The sequence below is a fragment of the Sphingomonas sp. genome (assembly GCF_036402235.1).
In the GTDB taxonomy this organism is placed as follows: Bacteria; Pseudomonadota; Alphaproteobacteria; order Sphingomonadales; family Sphingomonadaceae; genus Sphingomonas.
On record NZ_DASWTG010000054.1, the window covers coordinates 81191 to 95932 of the forward strand.

Annotated in this window: 15 protein-coding genes; 10 read left to right on the top strand and 5 right to left on the bottom strand. The window is 70.1% G+C overall.

Annotated features, from left to right (window positions below):
- Positions 1-26 precede the first annotated feature (26 nt).
- Positions 27-635 (top strand): cob(I)yrinic acid a,c-diamide adenosyltransferase, encoded by a 609-nt coding sequence (gene cobO, locus VGD28_RS11065; RefSeq protein ID WP_331028401.1) that lies wholly within the window; start codon positions 27-29, stop codon positions 633-635.
- On the opposite strand, the gene VGD28_RS11070 is transcribed toward cobO, so the two are convergent.
- The gene (locus tag VGD28_RS11070; RefSeq protein WP_331028402.1) at positions 632-1474 is read right to left on the bottom strand and encodes an ABC transporter substrate-binding protein; all 843 of its coding nucleotides are present in this window, start codon (positions 1472-1474) and stop codon (positions 632-634) included. The two genes, cobO and VGD28_RS11070, sit on opposite strands and share 4 nt — an antisense overlap.
- Before the next feature lie 53 nt (positions 1475-1527).
- Between VGD28_RS11070 and VGD28_RS11075 the strand changes: the two genes are divergently transcribed.
- From VGD28_RS11075 to cobU, 9 genes are read left to right on the top strand one after another with little or no spacing between them, the layout of a single operon-like run.
- Positions 1528-2523 carry an iron ABC transporter permease gene (locus tag VGD28_RS11075; RefSeq protein WP_331028403.1) on the top strand — a complete coding sequence of 332 codons (996 nt, stop codon included), beginning with the start codon at positions 1528-1530 and terminating at the stop codon, positions 2521-2523.
- The gene (locus VGD28_RS11080) at positions 2517-3305 is read left to right on the top strand and encodes an ABC transporter ATP-binding protein (protein ID WP_331028404.1); all 789 of its coding nucleotides are present in this window, start codon (positions 2517-2519) and stop codon (positions 3303-3305) included. The genes VGD28_RS11075 and VGD28_RS11080 overlap by 7 nt, the downstream gene beginning before the upstream one ends.
- Positions 3305-4318: a nicotinate-nucleotide--dimethylbenzimidazole phosphoribosyltransferase gene (gene cobT, locus VGD28_RS11085; RefSeq protein ID WP_331028405.1), complete on the top strand. Its 1014-nt coding sequence runs from the start codon at positions 3305-3307 to the stop codon at positions 4316-4318. Before VGD28_RS11080 ends, cobT begins: the two co-directional genes overlap by 1 nt.
- A complete protein-coding gene (locus VGD28_RS11090) occupies positions 4315-4884 on the top strand; it encodes a histidine phosphatase family protein (RefSeq protein ID WP_331028406.1) in 570 nt (189 codons plus the stop codon). The genes cobT and VGD28_RS11090 overlap by 4 nt, the downstream gene beginning before the upstream one ends.
- A complete protein-coding gene (locus VGD28_RS11095) occupies positions 4881-5597 on the top strand; it encodes an adenosylcobinamide-GDP ribazoletransferase (RefSeq protein WP_331028407.1) in 717 nt (238 codons plus the stop codon). Before VGD28_RS11090 ends, VGD28_RS11095 begins: the two co-directional genes overlap by 4 nt.
- Positions 5594-6559: a threonine-phosphate decarboxylase gene (locus VGD28_RS11100; protein WP_331028408.1), complete on the top strand. Its 966-nt coding sequence runs from the start codon at positions 5594-5596 to the stop codon at positions 6557-6559. The genes VGD28_RS11095 and VGD28_RS11100 overlap by 4 nt, the downstream gene beginning before the upstream one ends.
- Entirely contained in the window at positions 6552-7490 is a 939-nt protein-coding gene (gene cbiB / locus VGD28_RS11105; protein ID WP_331028614.1) for an adenosylcobinamide-phosphate synthase CbiB, read from the top strand. The genes VGD28_RS11100 and cbiB overlap by 8 nt, the downstream gene beginning before the upstream one ends.
- Positions 7478-8941, top strand: coding sequence for a cobyric acid synthase (locus VGD28_RS11110; RefSeq protein WP_331028409.1), 1464 nt, complete (start codon positions 7478-7480; stop codon positions 8939-8941). Before cbiB ends, VGD28_RS11110 begins: the two co-directional genes overlap by 13 nt.
- Positions 8938-9444 (top strand): bifunctional adenosylcobinamide kinase/adenosylcobinamide-phosphate guanylyltransferase, encoded by a 507-nt coding sequence (gene cobU, locus VGD28_RS11115; protein WP_331028410.1) that lies wholly within the window; start codon positions 8938-8940, stop codon positions 9442-9444. Before VGD28_RS11110 ends, cobU begins: the two co-directional genes overlap by 4 nt.
- Positions 9445-9450: 6 nt before the next feature.
- Here cobU and VGD28_RS11120 read toward each other — a convergent pair whose 3' ends face one another.
- From VGD28_RS11120 to VGD28_RS11135, 4 genes are read right to left on the bottom strand one after another with little or no spacing between them, the layout of a single operon-like run.
- Positions 9451-11706, bottom strand: coding sequence for a fused MFS/spermidine synthase (locus VGD28_RS11120; protein WP_331028411.1), 2256 nt, complete (start codon positions 11704-11706; stop codon positions 9451-9453).
- 24 nt (positions 11707-11730) lie between these two features.
- Complete coding sequence (locus tag VGD28_RS11125) at positions 11731-12258, bottom strand: GNAT family N-acetyltransferase (protein ID WP_331028412.1); 528 nt, start codon at positions 12256-12258, stop codon at positions 11731-11733.
- On the bottom strand, positions 12255-13244 hold the full coding sequence (gene hemB / locus VGD28_RS11130) for a porphobilinogen synthase (RefSeq protein WP_331028413.1): 990 nt from the start codon (positions 13242-13244) through the stop codon (positions 12255-12257). Before hemB ends, VGD28_RS11125 begins: the two co-directional genes overlap by 4 nt.
- Before the next feature lie 18 nt (positions 13245-13262).
- Positions 13263-14711: an MATE family efflux transporter gene (locus VGD28_RS11135; protein ID WP_331028414.1), complete on the bottom strand. Its 1449-nt coding sequence runs from the start codon at positions 14709-14711 to the stop codon at positions 13263-13265.
- Between the last annotated feature and the right edge of the window lie 31 nt (positions 14712-14742).

The window sequence follows — 14742 nt, forward strand, 5'->3', positions numbered from 1 at the left end:
CCCTTTCCCTATCTGCGGAGGATGCGATGAAGCCCCGGACCGATGCCGAGCACAATGAGCGGATGAAGAAGATCCAGGCGGCACAGCGGAAGAAGATCGCGGCCAAGACGGTCGAGAAGGGCCTGCTGATCGTCCATACCGGCAACGGCAAGGGCAAGTCCTCCTCCGCCTTCGGCATGGCCGCGCGATCGATCGGCCATGGCATGAAGGTGGGGATCGTCCAGTTCGTGAAGGGGACGATCGACACTGGCGAGAAGCGCTTCTTCGATCGCTTTCCCGACGAGATCGAGTTCAAGCGGATGGGCGAAGGCTTCACCTGGGACACGCAGGACCGCGCGCGCGACATCGCCGCGGCGCGCGCCGGCTGGGAAGAGGTCAAGCGGATGATCGCCGACCCCGCCTATGCGCTGGTGATCGCCGACGAGCTCAACATCGTGCTGCGCTACGATTACCTGCCGGTCGAGGAGGTGCTGGAGGCGGTCACCGCCCGCGCGGAGATGAAGCATGTCGTCATCACCGGCCGCAACGCGCCCCAGGCGCTGATCGACGCCGCCGACCTCGTCACCGAGATGACCGAGATCAAGCACCCCTTCCGCACGCAGAATGTGCGCGCGCAGAAGGGAATCGAATTCTAGTGCCTGCGCCTGGCCGCCTGCTCGACGATGCCGCGCGCGGCCAGCACATAAGCGGGGCTGCCGCACACCGTCCACGCCTGCGGGATCGAGATGCGCGGGATGCTACGCAGCGCGGGGTGGTGCAGCATCTCCGTCCCCTGATCGGTGATCCGGTCGGTAGCGCTTTCGACGATCAGGAAATCGGGCCTGGCCGCGACCATCTCCTCGAGGCTGACCTGCGACAGCGGCGGCTTGCCGAGCTTGGCGGCGAGGTTGATGAGGCCGGTGCGGGTCATGAGGTCGTCGATCAGCGTCTCGGTGCCGGTCATGAACCCGCGGCGCTGGTAATAGGCCGCGACCTTGCCGCCCCTGAGCTTGCCGATCTTCGCGAGATCCGCCTCCATGCGGCGGATCAGCGCCTCGCCCCGCGCCGGATGGCCGACGGCCGCGGCGACGGTGCGGATCTGCTCGATGATGGTGGGGTAGCTTTCGGCGTATCCCAGGTCGAGCGTGCGGTATTTCTCCGGCCCCAGCGGGCGCAGCATCGGATGGCGGCTGGCTGGCATGCCGAGGATCAGGTCAGGGTGCAGCGCATAGAGCTGCTCGGCCGATTCCTTGAGCAAGGTGATGCCCTGCGCCTGGGCGGCCGCAGCCGACATCTCGGCATCGCGCGCGTTGCGGGTGAGCGCGGCGATCTGCGAGCGGTCCGCGAGCGCCAGCAGCAGCTGATCGGTGCAAAGGTTGAGCGAAACGATCCGCTGTGGTCGAACGGGCGCAGCCGTCCGCTGCGGCGTGACCGGCGCCGCGGAGGCGCCGAGCGTGAACAGGGAAATGACCGCAAGATGGAGAAGACGCCGCATGATACCTGCGTTCCTAGCCCGGTTCGCGCGCCGGGCAAGCGGTTCGTGACGCGATGACCCGCGGCGCATCCTTCCGCCTCTCCGCCGTGCTGCTGGTGCTGACCGCGCTGGCGGGATTGGCCTCGCTCGGCCTCGGCACCGTATCGCTCGCGCCCGACCGGGTGATCGCGACGCTGCTCGGCACGGGCGATCCCATCGCGTCGACGATCGTGCTCGACCTGCGCATGCCGCGCATGCTGCTGGGGCTGCTGGTCGGCGCGATGCTCGGCCTGGCGGGTGCCGCATTGCAGGGCTTCCTGCGCAATCCGCTGGCCGAACCGTCCGTGCTCGGTGCCTCCAATGCCGCCGCATTGGGCGCGGTGATCGCGCTCTATTTCGGGATCGCCGAGTTGCATCCGGCGCTGCTGCCGCTGCTCGCCATCGCCACGGCGGTGGCGGCCCTGGTGGCGCTGTTCGGGCTGTCGGGGCAGTCGGAGAGCGCGCTGACCCTGATCCTCGCCGGCATCGCGATCGCGACGCTGGCGGGCGCCGGGATCAGCCTGGCACTCAACCTGTCGCCCAATCCGTTCGCGGCGATGGAGATCATGAACTGGCTGCTCGGCAGCCTCGAGAACCGCTCGTCGCAGCATGTGTGGATCGCCCTGCCCTGCATCGTCGTCGGCAGCGCGCTGCTGCTGTGGGACGGGCGTGCGCTGGATGCGCTGACGCTGGGCGAGGACGGTGCGCGCGCGCTGGGCATCAACCTGCGCGCGGTGCGCTGGCGGCTGCTGGCCGGGGTCGCGATCGGGGTGGGCGGCGCGGTCGCCGTCTCGGGATCGATCGGCTTTGTCGGGCTGATCGTGCCGCACATCATCCGTCCCTTCACCGATCGCAGCCCCTCGGCGATCCTCATTCCCTCGGCGATCGGCGGGGCGCTGCTGCTCACCGTCTCGGACCTCGGCGTGCGGCTGATCCCGGCGACCAACGAGCTGAAGCTCGGCGTGGTCACGGCATTCCTTGGAATCCCGGTCTTCCTTGTGCATCTGTTGCGGGAGCGCCGGCTATGGTGACGCTGACGACGCACGGCCTGAGCGTCTCGCTCGGCACCCGCACGGTGGTGGACGGCATCACGCTGTCGCTCGAGCCGGGGCGGCTGATCGGCATCATCGGCCCCAATGGCGCGGGCAAGTCGACGCTGGTGCGCGCATTGCTCGGCCTCATCCCCTATCGCGGCGGCACCGCGCTCGACGGCATGGAGGTCACCGGCCTGACGCGCGCGCAGATCGCCCGTGCGCTGGCCTATCTGCCGCAGGGCCAGACATTGCACTGGCCGCTGGCGGTCGAGCGGCTCGTCGGTCTCGGCCGCCTGCCCCATCTCGCGCCGATGTCGCGCATCGCCTCAGCGGATCAGGCCATCATCGATCGCGCGATGGAACGCGCCGACGTCGCGCATCTGCGCGACCGCATCGCCACCGAGCTGTCCGGCGGCGAGCGTGCGCGCGTGCTGCTGGCGCGGGCGCTGGCGGTGGAAGCGCGCGGGCTGATCGCGGACGAGCCGCTCGCGTCGCTCGATCCCGGGCACCAGATCGACGTGATGGAGCTGCTGCGCAGCGAGGCGCGGACCGGCGCACTGGTGGTCGCGATCCTGCACGATCTGACGATGGCCGCGCGCTATTGCGACCGGCTGCTGCTGATGGATCGCGGACGGCTGATCGCACAGGGCGCGCCGCTCGAGGTGCTGAGCGAAGCCAATCTGCGCACCGTCTATGGCGTGCAGGCAAGGATCGACGAGAGCGAAGCGTCTCCGCTGGTCGTGCCGACCGGACGGATCGCACAGGACGGGATTGTTTGATGCGTTTCGATTCACCTGAAGCCTTCGCCGCTGCGCTCGCCGACCTTCCCGGCCCGGACGCTGCCGTGCGCGATGCGGCGAGCGCTCGGCAGGCGCAGCTGACCAAGCCCGCGGGATCGCTGGGGCGGCTGGAGGAGATCGCGCTGTTCATGGCAGGCTGGCAGGGCAAGGCGCGCCCTTCCCTAGACAGGGCGCGCGCCGTGATATTCGCGGGCAACCATGGCGTCACGCGCCACGGCGTCAGCGCCTTTCCCGCGGACGTGACGGTCCAGATGGTCGCGAACTTCGAGGCAGGCGGCGCGGCGATCAACCAGCTCGCGCGCGAAGCCGGTCTCGACCTTCATATCGTCGCGCTCGATCTCGACAACCCGACCGCGGATTTCACCGACGGGCCCGCGATGCGCGCGGACGAATGCCTCAATGCGCTCAATCGCGGCGCCGAGATGGTCGATGCCGACCTCGACCTGCTCGCGGTGGGCGAGATGGGCATCGGCAACAGCACCGCCGCTGCGGCGCTGTGCGCGCGCAGCCTGGGCGGCGACGTGCGCGACTGGGTCGGGCCCGGCACAGGCCTCGATGCCACGGGCGTGGCCCACAAGGTCGCGGTGATCAAGCGCGCACTCGCCTTCCATGCTGGCGCGCCGCACGACGCCTTTGAAACGCTGCGGCGGCTGGGCGGGCGGGAGATCGCGGCGATCGCCGGCGCCGTGCTGGCCGCACGCCATGCGCGCGTGCCGGTGATGCTCGACGGATTCATCGCCTGCGCCGCGCTCGCGCCGCTGGTGGCGCAGCAGCCTTCGCTGGCCGAGCACTGCCTGGCCGGCCATTGCTCGGCTGAGCCGGGCCATCGCCGCCTGCTCCACCAGTTCAGCCTCACGCCGCTGCTTCAGCTCGGCATGCGGCTGGGCGAAGGCAGCGGCGCGGCGGTGGCGGTGCCGATCGTGCGCGCCGCGCTCGCGACGCACAACGGCATGGCCACCTTTGCCGAGGCGAGCGTCTCGGGGAAATTGTGAGCGCGCGGACGCTCTACCTGATGCGCCACGGCACGCCGGCGCTGACCGGGCGAATGCTCGGCCGCACCGATTGTGGCGTGACCGACGAAGGCGTGGCCGCGTGCCGCGCGCAGGCCGAGGGGCTGGCGGTGGTACGGGTCATCGCGTCCGACCTTCGCCGTGCAACGCGGTGCGCGGAAGCCGTTGCCGCGGACCTGGAGTTGACCCCGCACATCGATCCGCGCTGGCGCGAGCTGGATTTCGGCGCGTGGGAAGGCTTGGAGAGCGGCGCGATCGACACCGCGGCGCTGGGGCGGTTCTGGGCCGACCCCGACGCCAATCCCCCGCCCGGTGGCGAGCGCTGGACGGCGCTGGTGGAGCGGGTCGGCGCCGCGATCGGCGATCTTCCCGCCGAGCCGGCGCTCGTCGTCACCCATGGCGGGGCGATGCGCGCGGCACTGCATGTCCTGTGCGGCTTTCCCCTGCCCCAGCTCTGGGGGTTCGACCTTCCCTATGCCAGCGTGCTCGCGCTGCGTATCTGGGACGGACCCGCGCGCAGCGGGCAGATTGTGGGGCTGTGGCCATGAAAGGCTTGATCATCGCGCTCCAGTTCCTGACGCGCCTGCCGATGCCGGGCGTGCCGGTGGACGCGGCAAGCTTCACCGCGAGCATGCGCTGGTTTCCGGTCGCGGGGCTGGCGGTCGGCGGCGTCGTGGCCGGGGCCTTCTGGCTCGGCGGGTTGGTCGATCCGTGGATGGCCGCGCTTTGCGGCCTGATCGGCTGGGTGTGGGTGACGGGTGCGCTGCATCTCGACGGGCTGTCCGACCTGGCCGATGCGCGCGGCGCCGCGCATCGCGACCCGGAGCGGCTGCTCGCGGTGATGGCCGATCCGCATGTCGGCAGCTTCGGGGTGGTCGCGCTGGTCGTCCAGCTCATCGCCAAGCTGGTGCTGCTTCACCTGTTGCCTGCCGCGCAATGGCCGGCGCTGCTTCTGATCCCCGCCGTCGCACGGATCGCGCCGCTGGCGTGGACGCGCTGGTTGCCCTCGTTGCACGCGGGGCTTGCCGAGCGGTTCGTCGGCATCGCCAGCCTTCCGGTTCTGGCGCTATGGACGATTGGCTGGGCGGCGGCCTGCTGGGTGGCCCCGGCGCTGCTGGTCGCGCCGCTGCTGATTCTGTGGTGGGGGCTGTGGCTCAGGCACAAGCTTGGCGGCGTTTCGGGCGATTGCCTTGGCGCCGGGATCGAGCTGGTCGAATCCGGACTGCTGGTCGCGGCAGTGCTCTGGGCCGGGCTGGCGTGAGCGCATGGACATGGCATGGCGGGCAGCTGGCGCAGGCGCGGGCGGCGTTCGGCGACACTGCCGAGCCGTGGATCGACCTTTCGACCGGAATCAATCCGCACGCATGGCCGGGTGTGGGCGAACTGGCGATCGACTGGGCGCGGCTGCCCGATCCCGGCGCGCTCGCCGATCTGGAAGCCATTGCCGCCGCCTGTTTCGGTGCCGACCCCGCCTGCGTGCTGGCGCTGCCGGGCAGCGAGATCGGCCTGCGGCTGCTCGGGGAAAGGCTTCCCGGACCGGTGCGCCATGTCCGGCCCGGCTATCGCACCCATGGCGAGATGGTGCCGGACGCCGTCCCGGTGGCGTCAGGAGCGGTGAATCCGGCCGAAGGGACGCTGATCGTCGCCAATCCCAACAACCCTGACGGGCGCTTGATCCCCGCTGCGACGCTGCGGGCACAGATGGCGCGCGGATGGCTGGTGCTGGACGAGGCCTTTGCCGATGCCGATCCGCGCCACAGCCTCGCCGGTGAAGTCGGCGCGGGCCGGCGGCTGATCGTGTTGCGCTCCTTCGGCAAGTTCTTCGGGCTTGCCGGGGTGCGGCTGGGGTTTCTGATCGCCCCGCCCGCGCTGGCCGCGGAGTTGCGTGCGCGGATCGGCGCATGGCCGGTATCGGCGGCGGCGATCGCGATCGGCAGCGCTGCCTATCGCGACGCGGCATGGATCGCGGCCATGCGCATCCGGCTGACGGAAGCGGCGGCCGCGCTCGACCAGCTACTCGAGGCACGGGGCTACACCGTCACCGGCGCGTGCCCGCTGTTCCGCCTGATCGAGACCGATGACGCGCACCGGCTGTTCGAGTGCCTCGCCCGGCGATCGATCCTCACCCGGCCCTTCGACTATGACCGGCGCTGGCTGCGCATCGGCCTGCCGCGCGATGCCGACGCCCTGGCACGGCTGGGCGCGGCGCTGGCCGATGCCTGAGCCGGTGGCGCTGGCCGCGCTGGCGATCGACGCGGCGGTCGGCTGGCCAGCTGCACTCTACCGCCGCGTCGGGCATCCGGTGGGTGGATTTGCAGCGATCATCCGGCGATGCGCGGCGATGTGGAACGCGTCGTCGCGCAGCCCCGGAGCGCGCCGGGTGATGGGCCTCGCGACGGTGGCGATCCTGACCGGGGTTGCCGGCGGCACTGGCTGGCTGCTGACCTGGCTGGCGCATCAGGCGCTCGGCGGTTGGAGCTGGATCGGGATCGCCCTGTTCGCCGCGCCCGGCCTCGCCCAGCGCAGCCTGTTCGAGCATGTCGGGGCGGTCCGCGATGCGCTCGGCACCGGCGACATCGAAGCCGCACGAAGCGCCGTGGCGATGATCGTGGGCCGCGACGTCGAGACGCTCGACGAAGCCGGTGTCGCGCGCGCGGCGATCGAAAGCCTGGCCGAGAGCTTCTGCGACGGGATCGCCGCGCCGCTATTCTGGCTGCTGGTGCTCGGCCTGCCCGGGCTCTGGATCTACAAGGCGATCAACACCGCCGACAGCCTGATCGGCCATCGCGAGCCGTCGTGGCGCGCGTTCGGCTGCGCGGCGGCGCGGGCGGACGACCTGCTCAACCTGGTGCCGGCGCGGATTGCCGGCGCGCTGATCTGCCTGGCGGCCCTGCGCGGCTGGCGCGTGATGTGGCGTGACGCGCGCGAGCACGCCTCGCCCAACGCCGGCTGGACCGAAGCGGCGATGGCCGGGGCGCTCGGCCTGAAGCTCGCCGGCCCGGCAAGCTATGACGGCGAGACGCACGTAAAACCCTGGATCGGCGACGGCCGCGCCGATGCCGGCACCGCCGACGTCACGCGCGCGCTGAGCCTCTATCTGCGCGCTTGTGCGCTGTTGTGGCTGATTGCAGGAGTGGCTGCATGGGCGCGCTGATGCTGCAGGGAACCGGATCGGACGTCGGCAAGTCGGTGCTGGTCGCCGGGCTGTGCCGCGCGCTGGCCAATCGCGGGCTGCGCGTGCTCCCGTTCAAGCCCCAGAACATGTCGAACAACGCCGCGGTGACGATCGACGGCGGGGAGATCGGGCGGGCGCAGGCGCTTCAGGCGATCGCCTGTCGCGCCGAACCGCACACCGATATGAACCCGGTGCTGCTCAAGCCCCAGGCCGACCACACGTCCCAGCTGGTGGTTCAGGGCCGGGTCCGCGGCACGCTGGGTAGCGGCAACTTCCGCGCCGGACGGGGCGCGCTTCTCGAAGAGGTGATGGAGAGCTTCAGGCGGCTCGAACGGGCATGCGACATCGTCGTGATCGAGGGCGCGGGATCGCCTGCTGAGATCAATCTCCGCGCCGGGGATATCGCAAACATGGGCTTTGCCCGCGCCGCGGCGGTGCCGGTGGTGCTGATCGGCGATATCGACCGCGGCGGCGTGATCGCATCGGTCGTCGGAACGCGGACGGTGCTCGATGCGGAGGACGCCGCGATGATCCACGGCTTCATCATCAACAAGTTCCGCGGCGATCCCGCGCTGTTCGCCGACGGCTATCGCGCGATCGAGGAACGCAGCGGCTGGCGCGGCTATGGCCTGGTCCCCTGGCTGCCCGCCACCGCGCGCCTGCCGAGCGAGGACGCGGTTCGGCTCGAGCGGCCGGCGGCCCGCAGCGGCGATCGCATCCTCATCGCCTGCCCGATCCTGCCGCGCATCTCCAATTTCGACGATCTCGACCCGCTGATGCTCGAGGCCGATGTCGAGCTGGCCATGGTGCCGCCGGGGCAGCCGATCCCCGCCGCGGCCGCACTGATCGTACTGCCCGGATCGAAGGCGACGCTGGCGGATCTGACGGCGGTGCGCGCGCAGGGCTGGGACATCGACCTCCTTGCCCATCATCGCCGCGGCGGCCGGATCCTGGGGCTGTGCGGCGGCTATCAGATGCTGGGCATGCGGATCGCCGACCCGCTGGGGCTGGAAGGCGCCCCGGGCGAGGCGGCCGGGCTGGGGCTGCTCGAGGTCGAGACGGAGCTGAGGGCGACCAAGGCATTGCGCCCCGTGCGGGGCCGCGCGCTTGGCGCGCGCTTCGACGGATACGAGATGCACATGGGCGAGACGCGTGGCGCGGGCGCGGACCGCCCCTTCGCGACCTTCGACGATGGCCGCAGCGATGGCGCGATCAGTGCGGACGGGCGGGTGATGGGAAGCTATGTCCACGGGCTGCTCGCCGATCCGTCGCTGCGCGCGGCGCTGCTCTCGCAGCTGGGGGCCGACGGAGCCGGCATCGACTATGCGGCATCGGTGAACGCCGCGCTGGACGACATCGCCGGCTCGCTCGAAACGCATCTCGATATCGACAGCCTGATCGCCCTGGCGATGGAAAGGACGGCGGCATGAACACCCTTCTCGTCCTGGGCGGCGCGCGATCGGGCAAGAGCCGCTATGCGCAAACCCGCGCCGAAGCGCTGGACGGCGAACTGGTGTTCGTCGCCACCGGGCAGGCCCTCGACGCCGAGATGGCCGACCGGATCGCCCGCCACCGCGCCGATCGCGGGCCGCGCTGGATCACGGTCGAGGCGCCGATCGAGCTTGCCGCGGCGGTGCGGAGCGAGAGCCGCGAGGATCGCGTGCTGCTGATCGATTGCCTGACGCTGTGGACGACCAACCTGCTGCTCGCCGAGCGTGACATCCCGGCGGCCGCGGAAGCGCTGATCGCTGCCATTGCCGACGCCGCGGGGCCGCTGATCCTGGTCGCCAACGAGGTCGGCCTCGGCATCGTTCCCGACAACCCCCTCGCCCGCCGCTTCCGGGACGAGGCGGGGCGCGTCAACCAGCAGGTTGCAGCGGCAGTCGACGGCGTCGTGTTCGTCGCCGCGGGGCTGCCGCTCAAGCTCAAATAGGCGCGCTCAGGGCAGGTCCTTGTTCAGGCTGCGCAGCACCGGCAGGATCGTCGCATAATCGTCGGTCCAGGGGGTGAAGCCGGGCGTCTGCTGCAGATCGCGCCACGCGCCGCCCCGCGCCTTGAGCCGGGCGATGGTCTCGGGCGAGCGCGACAGCGCGATCCAGTCGGAGGTCGCCGCTTCCTGAATCTCCTCGTCGGGCGAGGGATGATAGGTCAGCGCCGCGGCGCTCCAGCCACCCGCCTTCGCCGCGGCCTCGACCACCGGCTCGAGCGAGAGGAAGCGGTTGGAGATATGGACGAGCAGCAGGCCGTTCTTCGCGAGCACGCGATCATAGGTCGCGAACGCCTCGCGCGTCATCAGGTGCATCGGCACCGCATCGGACGAGAAGGCGTCGAGCGCGAGCAGGTCGAGGCTCGACGACGCCGCTTCGTTGAGCCGCACCCGGGCATCGCCGACGACGATGTTCGCCTTGGGAAGGCACAGCTCGAGGAAGCGGAACGGCCCCCGCGCCAGATCGACCACCGCCGGGTCGATCTCGTAGAAGCGCCAGTCCTGGCCGGGCAGCGCATAGCAGGCGAGCGTGCCGGTGCCGAGGCCGACGACGCCGACCCGCGCCGAGGGGCCGTAAAGCGCCGGCAGCGCCATCATCGCCCGGCCGACGCCCGATCCGGGCACATAATAGGTCGTCGGCATGCGCAACAGCAGGTCATGCCCCTCCAGCTGAACGCCGTGCAGCGTGGTGCCGTGCGCGAGCCGCTTCTGGGTCGAAAGATCGGTGATCGTGTAGACGCCGAAATAGCTGCGGGTACGGACGTCGCCTTCCCAGCTCATCGCGAGCGAGCGATAGCCGCCGAACAGGAACAACGCGCCGGCGAGCACGATCATGTAAGGCAGCCGCATGCCGATGGTGAACAGCCCGACCAGTGCGATGGCGAGATAAAGCAGACCCAGCGGCTTGTCGCCGAGCTGCGCCGCCGGGCCGAACAGCCCGAGCCACACGATCGCCGCGACCAGCAGCGCCACCAGCAGGATGCGAAGCCGCACGCCGTTCCGGCCGGCCCGCCACAGCCCGGCGAGTGGCGGCAGCAGGAACGCCTGCGGCACCAGCAGGCCCGCCGCCAGGATGAGGATCGGGTATTCATAGGTCCAGTCGAACACCAGCGGCGCGATCAGCGCGGCGAACACCCCGCCCAGCGCCCCGCCCACCGACATGGCGAGATAGAAGCCCGTCAGCCGGTCCGGCTCCGGCCGCAGATCGTACATGTGCGTGTGGAGCGCGACGGCGACCATGAACAACAGGCCCAGCGCCATCAGCGCGTTGAGCTCGGGGCTTCCGGTGCTTCCGGCGATCATCAGCCCGCCGAACATCAGGATGGTCACGGGCGCGAAGCGCGTGAGGATCTCCGCGAGCCAGCGGCGCGCGGCGAAGGCGATGGTGAAGCTCAGCAGATAGAGGCCGAGCGGAAGCACCCACAGCATCGGCACCGCGACGATGTCGGTGGTGAGGAAGCTCGACGTGGCGAGCATCAGGCCCGAGGGGACGAAGGCGAGCGCGATCCAGTGCGCCACGCGCCTGCGCGACGGCGCCGGGCTGGTCGCATGGACGTGCGGCTCGTCCGCCGCCTTGCGCGGCAGCAGCAGCGCGCACGCCGCCACCGCCACGAACACCAGCACATAGCCGCCGGTCCACAGCCAGCTCTGCCCCTCGAGCGCGAGCCCCGGCTCGACCAGCAGCGGATAGGCGAGCAACCCGCCGAAGCTGCCCACGTTCGACGCCGCATAGAGCGCATAGGGATCGCGCCCGCCCGAGGCGACGGCGAACCAGCGCTGGAGCAGCGGCGCCTGCGCGGAGATGGCGAAGAACAGCGGGCCGATCGACGCACCGAGCAGCCACGGCACCCACAGTGCCGGTTCGGCATCGGCGGGCATCTGCATCGCCATCAGCCCGATCGGCAACCACAGCGCTGCGAGCGCGAGCACGGCGAGATGGATCATCGCCTGCTGCCGCACCGGCACCCGGCCCAGCCAATGCGCATAGGCGTAGCCGCCGAGCAGCAGTGCCTGATAGACCAGCATCGCGCTGTTCCACACCGCCGGCGCACCGCCGAGCCGCGGCAACGCCATGCGCGCGATCATCGGTTGGACCAGGAACAGCAGGAAGCTGCCGAGCAGGATCGCGGCGACGAAGAGGGTGCCGACGGCGCGCCGGGGCGCGGCGGGTTCGACTTGCGCCGCATCGGTTATGGCTTCGGCGCTCATCGTCTCCCCTTCGTTACGCGGCACTTATGGGCGATTGATGCTGTAGGTAACGATCCGGCGCAAGGGATCGTCGGCGGCAAAGGCATGATGCTCGAAATCGCCGTCGGCCAGCCGCGTCATGCCCAGCCGCATCATCATCGCCTGGCTGGCGAGGTTGCGCTCGGCTGTGATCGCGACGATCCGCGGCATGTCGAAGCTGGCCCAGCCCCATGCCATGACCGCGCGCATCGCCTCCAGCGCATAGCCTTGCCGCCAATATGGCCGCGCGATCATCCAGCCGGCCTCGACCTCGCCCGCAATGGGATGCGGCGGATCGCCGCGCTTGAGGCCGCAAAAGCCGATCACCGCCCAGTCCGACTTGCGCTCCACGGTAAGGAAACCGAGCCCCTCATGCCGGTACGCGTCGTGGCGCGCGAGCGTCGCCTCGCTCATCGCCCTGTCCTTGACCGGGCCGAGGTCCGCCATCATCGCGGGATCGGCCCACATCGCGAACAGCGCTTCATGGTCCGACGGGCGCGGCTTGCGCAGGATCAGGCGGTCGGTCTCGATCAAGCGCCGAGCAACCGCGCCGCGTGCGCCGCATGATAGGTCAGCACGCCGCTGCAGCCGGCGCGCTTGAACGCCATCAGCGTCTCGAGCACCAGCGCGTCGCGGTCCCCTGCCCCGGCGGCGGCCGCGGCCTCGATCATCGCATATTCGCCGCTCACCTGATAGGCGAACACCGGCACCTCGAACCGCTCCTTCACCCGGCGCGCGATGTCGAGATAGGGCAGGCCGGGCTTCACCATCACGCTGTCCGCGCCCTCGTCCAGGTCGAGCTCGACCTCGCGCAGCGCCTCCTCGGCATTGGCGGGGTCCATCTGATAGGTCTTCTTGTCGCCCTTGAGCAGCCCGCGGCTGCCCACCGCGTCGCGGAACGGGCCGTAAAAGGCCGAGGCGTATTTGGCGGCATAGGCCATGATCTGCACGTTCACATGCCCCTCGCCTTCCAGCGCCTCGCGGATCAGGCCGACGCGGCCGTCCATCATGTCGCTCGGCGCGATGATGTCGGCGCCTGCCCGCGCCTGGTTGAGCGACTGGCCGACCAGCAATTCGGCGGTGGCGTCGTTGCGAACATAGCCCTTGTCGTCGACCAGGCCGTCATGGCCGTGCGCAGTATAGGGGTCGAGCGCGACATCGGTGAGCAGGCCGATATCGGGCACCCCATCCTTGATCGCACGGATCGCACGGCACATCAGATTGTCGGGATTGAGCGCCTCGCGCCCGTCATCGGTGCGCAGGTCGTGTGGCGTATTGGGGAACAGCGCGAGGCACGGGATGCCCAGCGCTGCCGCTTCCTTCGCACGCACCACGACCTGATCGACCGACCAGCGCGACACGCCGGGAAGCGAGGCGATCGGCTCCTCGATGCTCTCACCCTCGGTGACGAACAGCGGCCAGATCAGGTCGGCGGGCGTCAGCACGGTCTCGGCATGCATCCGCCGGCTCCACGCGGCGGAGCGGGTGCGGCGAAGGCGAAGGGCGGGATAGTGGCTCATGGCAGCGCTGATGCGCTCTCAACCCGTGGGTTGCAAGCGCCCGGCGGGCTCGGTCGCCGCATGGGCTTGCTCCGCCGCATCCTCCGGCTCCGGCGGAACCCCAAGCACCGCGCTGCGCCACTTGCCATAACGATAGTAGAGCGCGGCGAGCACGAGCGAGCAGGCCGAGCCGATCGGGAAGGCGAACCAAAGCGCGTCGCTACCGAGCCAAGGCTGGGCCCCGAGCGCGAAGCCGAGGCGAACCGGGAACATGGTGATCGCGAGGATGACGAGCGGCGCGACGGTCGCGCCATTGGCGCGGACGGTGGAGAACATCACCATCGTCGCGCCGAACATCACGAAGGTCCAGCTCGCGATCAGCTGGATGTGGCGCGCGATCGGGATTGCCGGGCTGTCGCTGCCGACGAACAGCGCCATCACCTCGCGATCGAACAGGATGATGAGCACGATCACCGAGAGCGTGATCGCGGTGTTGAGGATCAGCCCCGCGCGCGTGATCGCGCCGACCCGGTCCCAGCGCCCGGCGCCGATATTCTGCGCCGCCATGCTCGACACCGCGACGCCGATCGCCATCGCCGGCATCTGGATATAGGTCCACAGCTGCTGCGAGACGGCATAGGCGGCGGCGGTCTCGACCCCGAGCCGGTTGACGAGGCCGATCATGGAGAGGCCCGCGGTCGACATGACCAGCATCTGCGCGCCCATCGGCAGCCCCTTGGCGACGATGGTGCGGACCAGCGCGCGCTCGGGCAGCAGATAGCGCAGCTCGGGGCCGCGCAACCGGATCGGCAGATCGCGCCAATAGACATAGGCGAGCAGCCCGGCCGAGGAGACGATCCCGGCGATCAGCGTGGCGGTCGCGGAGCCCGCGATGCCCATGCGCGGGAACGGCCCGATCCCCGCGATCAGCAGCGGGTTGAGGCCCGCATCGATCACCACGCTCAGCACCATGAACCACAGCGGCGTGACCGAATCGCCGGTGCCGCGCAGGCTCATCTGGATCAGCACGCCGAGCATCGAGAAAGGCAGCCCGAGGAAGATCACGCGCAGGTAATCGCGCGCCAGATGCTCCGCTTCGCCCGGTGTGGCGAGCAGATGCAGGATCTGCGGCGTGAACAGCCAGCCCAGGATGGCGATCACCAGCGCGCCGCCCATCACCAGCCCGATCGCCGAGCCGAACGCACGCCGCGCTGCCTCGACATCGTGCCGCCCCATCGACTGGCCGATCAGGATCGTCGCGGCCATGCCGAAGCCGAACACCGCCGAGAACATCAGGAACATGATGATGTTGGCGTTGCTGGTCGCGGCCAGCGCCTGCTCGCCGAGGAAACGCCCGACCCAGATCGAGTTGATCGAGCCGTTGAGCGACTGGAGGATGTTCGACCCGAGCGTGGGCAGCGCGAACAGCAGCAGCGTGCGGCCGATCGGACCTTGGGTCAGGTCGTGACGAACGGCTGGCGGCGCCATGCTAGTCCCACCCCCGCCGTGGCTTGCCTGC

Coding starts and splice junctions, on each gene's coding strand:
- cobO (WP_331028401.1), top strand. CDS start 27: ATGAAGCCCCGGACCGATGCCGAGCACAATGAGCGGATGAAGAAGATC.
- VGD28_RS11070 (WP_331028402.1), bottom strand. CDS start 1,474: ATGCGGCGTCTTCTCCATCTTGCGGTCATTTCCCTGTTCACGCTCGGC.
- VGD28_RS11075 (WP_331028403.1), top strand. CDS start 1,528: ATGACCCGCGGCGCATCCTTCCGCCTCTCCGCCGTGCTGCTGGTGCTG.
- VGD28_RS11080 (WP_331028404.1), top strand. CDS start 2,517: ATGGTGACGCTGACGACGCACGGCCTGAGCGTCTCGCTCGGCACCCGC.
- cobT (WP_331028405.1), top strand. CDS start 3,305: ATGCGTTTCGATTCACCTGAAGCCTTCGCCGCTGCGCTCGCCGACCTT.
- VGD28_RS11095 (WP_331028407.1), top strand. CDS start 4,881: ATGAAAGGCTTGATCATCGCGCTCCAGTTCCTGACGCGCCTGCCGATG.
- cbiB (WP_331028614.1), top strand. CDS start 6,552: ATGCCTGAGCCGGTGGCGCTGGCCGCGCTGGCGATCGACGCGGCGGTC.
- VGD28_RS11110 (WP_331028409.1), top strand. CDS start 7,478: ATGGGCGCGCTGATGCTGCAGGGAACCGGATCGGACGTCGGCAAGTCG.
- cobU (WP_331028410.1), top strand. CDS start 8,938: ATGAACACCCTTCTCGTCCTGGGCGGCGCGCGATCGGGCAAGAGCCGC.
- VGD28_RS11120 (WP_331028411.1), bottom strand. CDS start 11,706: ATGAGCGCCGAAGCCATAACCGATGCGGCGCAAGTCGAACCCGCCGCG.
- hemB (WP_331028413.1), bottom strand. CDS start 13,244: ATGAGCCACTATCCCGCCCTTCGCCTTCGCCGCACCCGCTCCGCCGCG.
- VGD28_RS11135 (WP_331028414.1), bottom strand. CDS start 14,711: ATGGCGCCGCCAGCCGTTCGTCACGACCTGACCCAAGGTCCGATCGGC.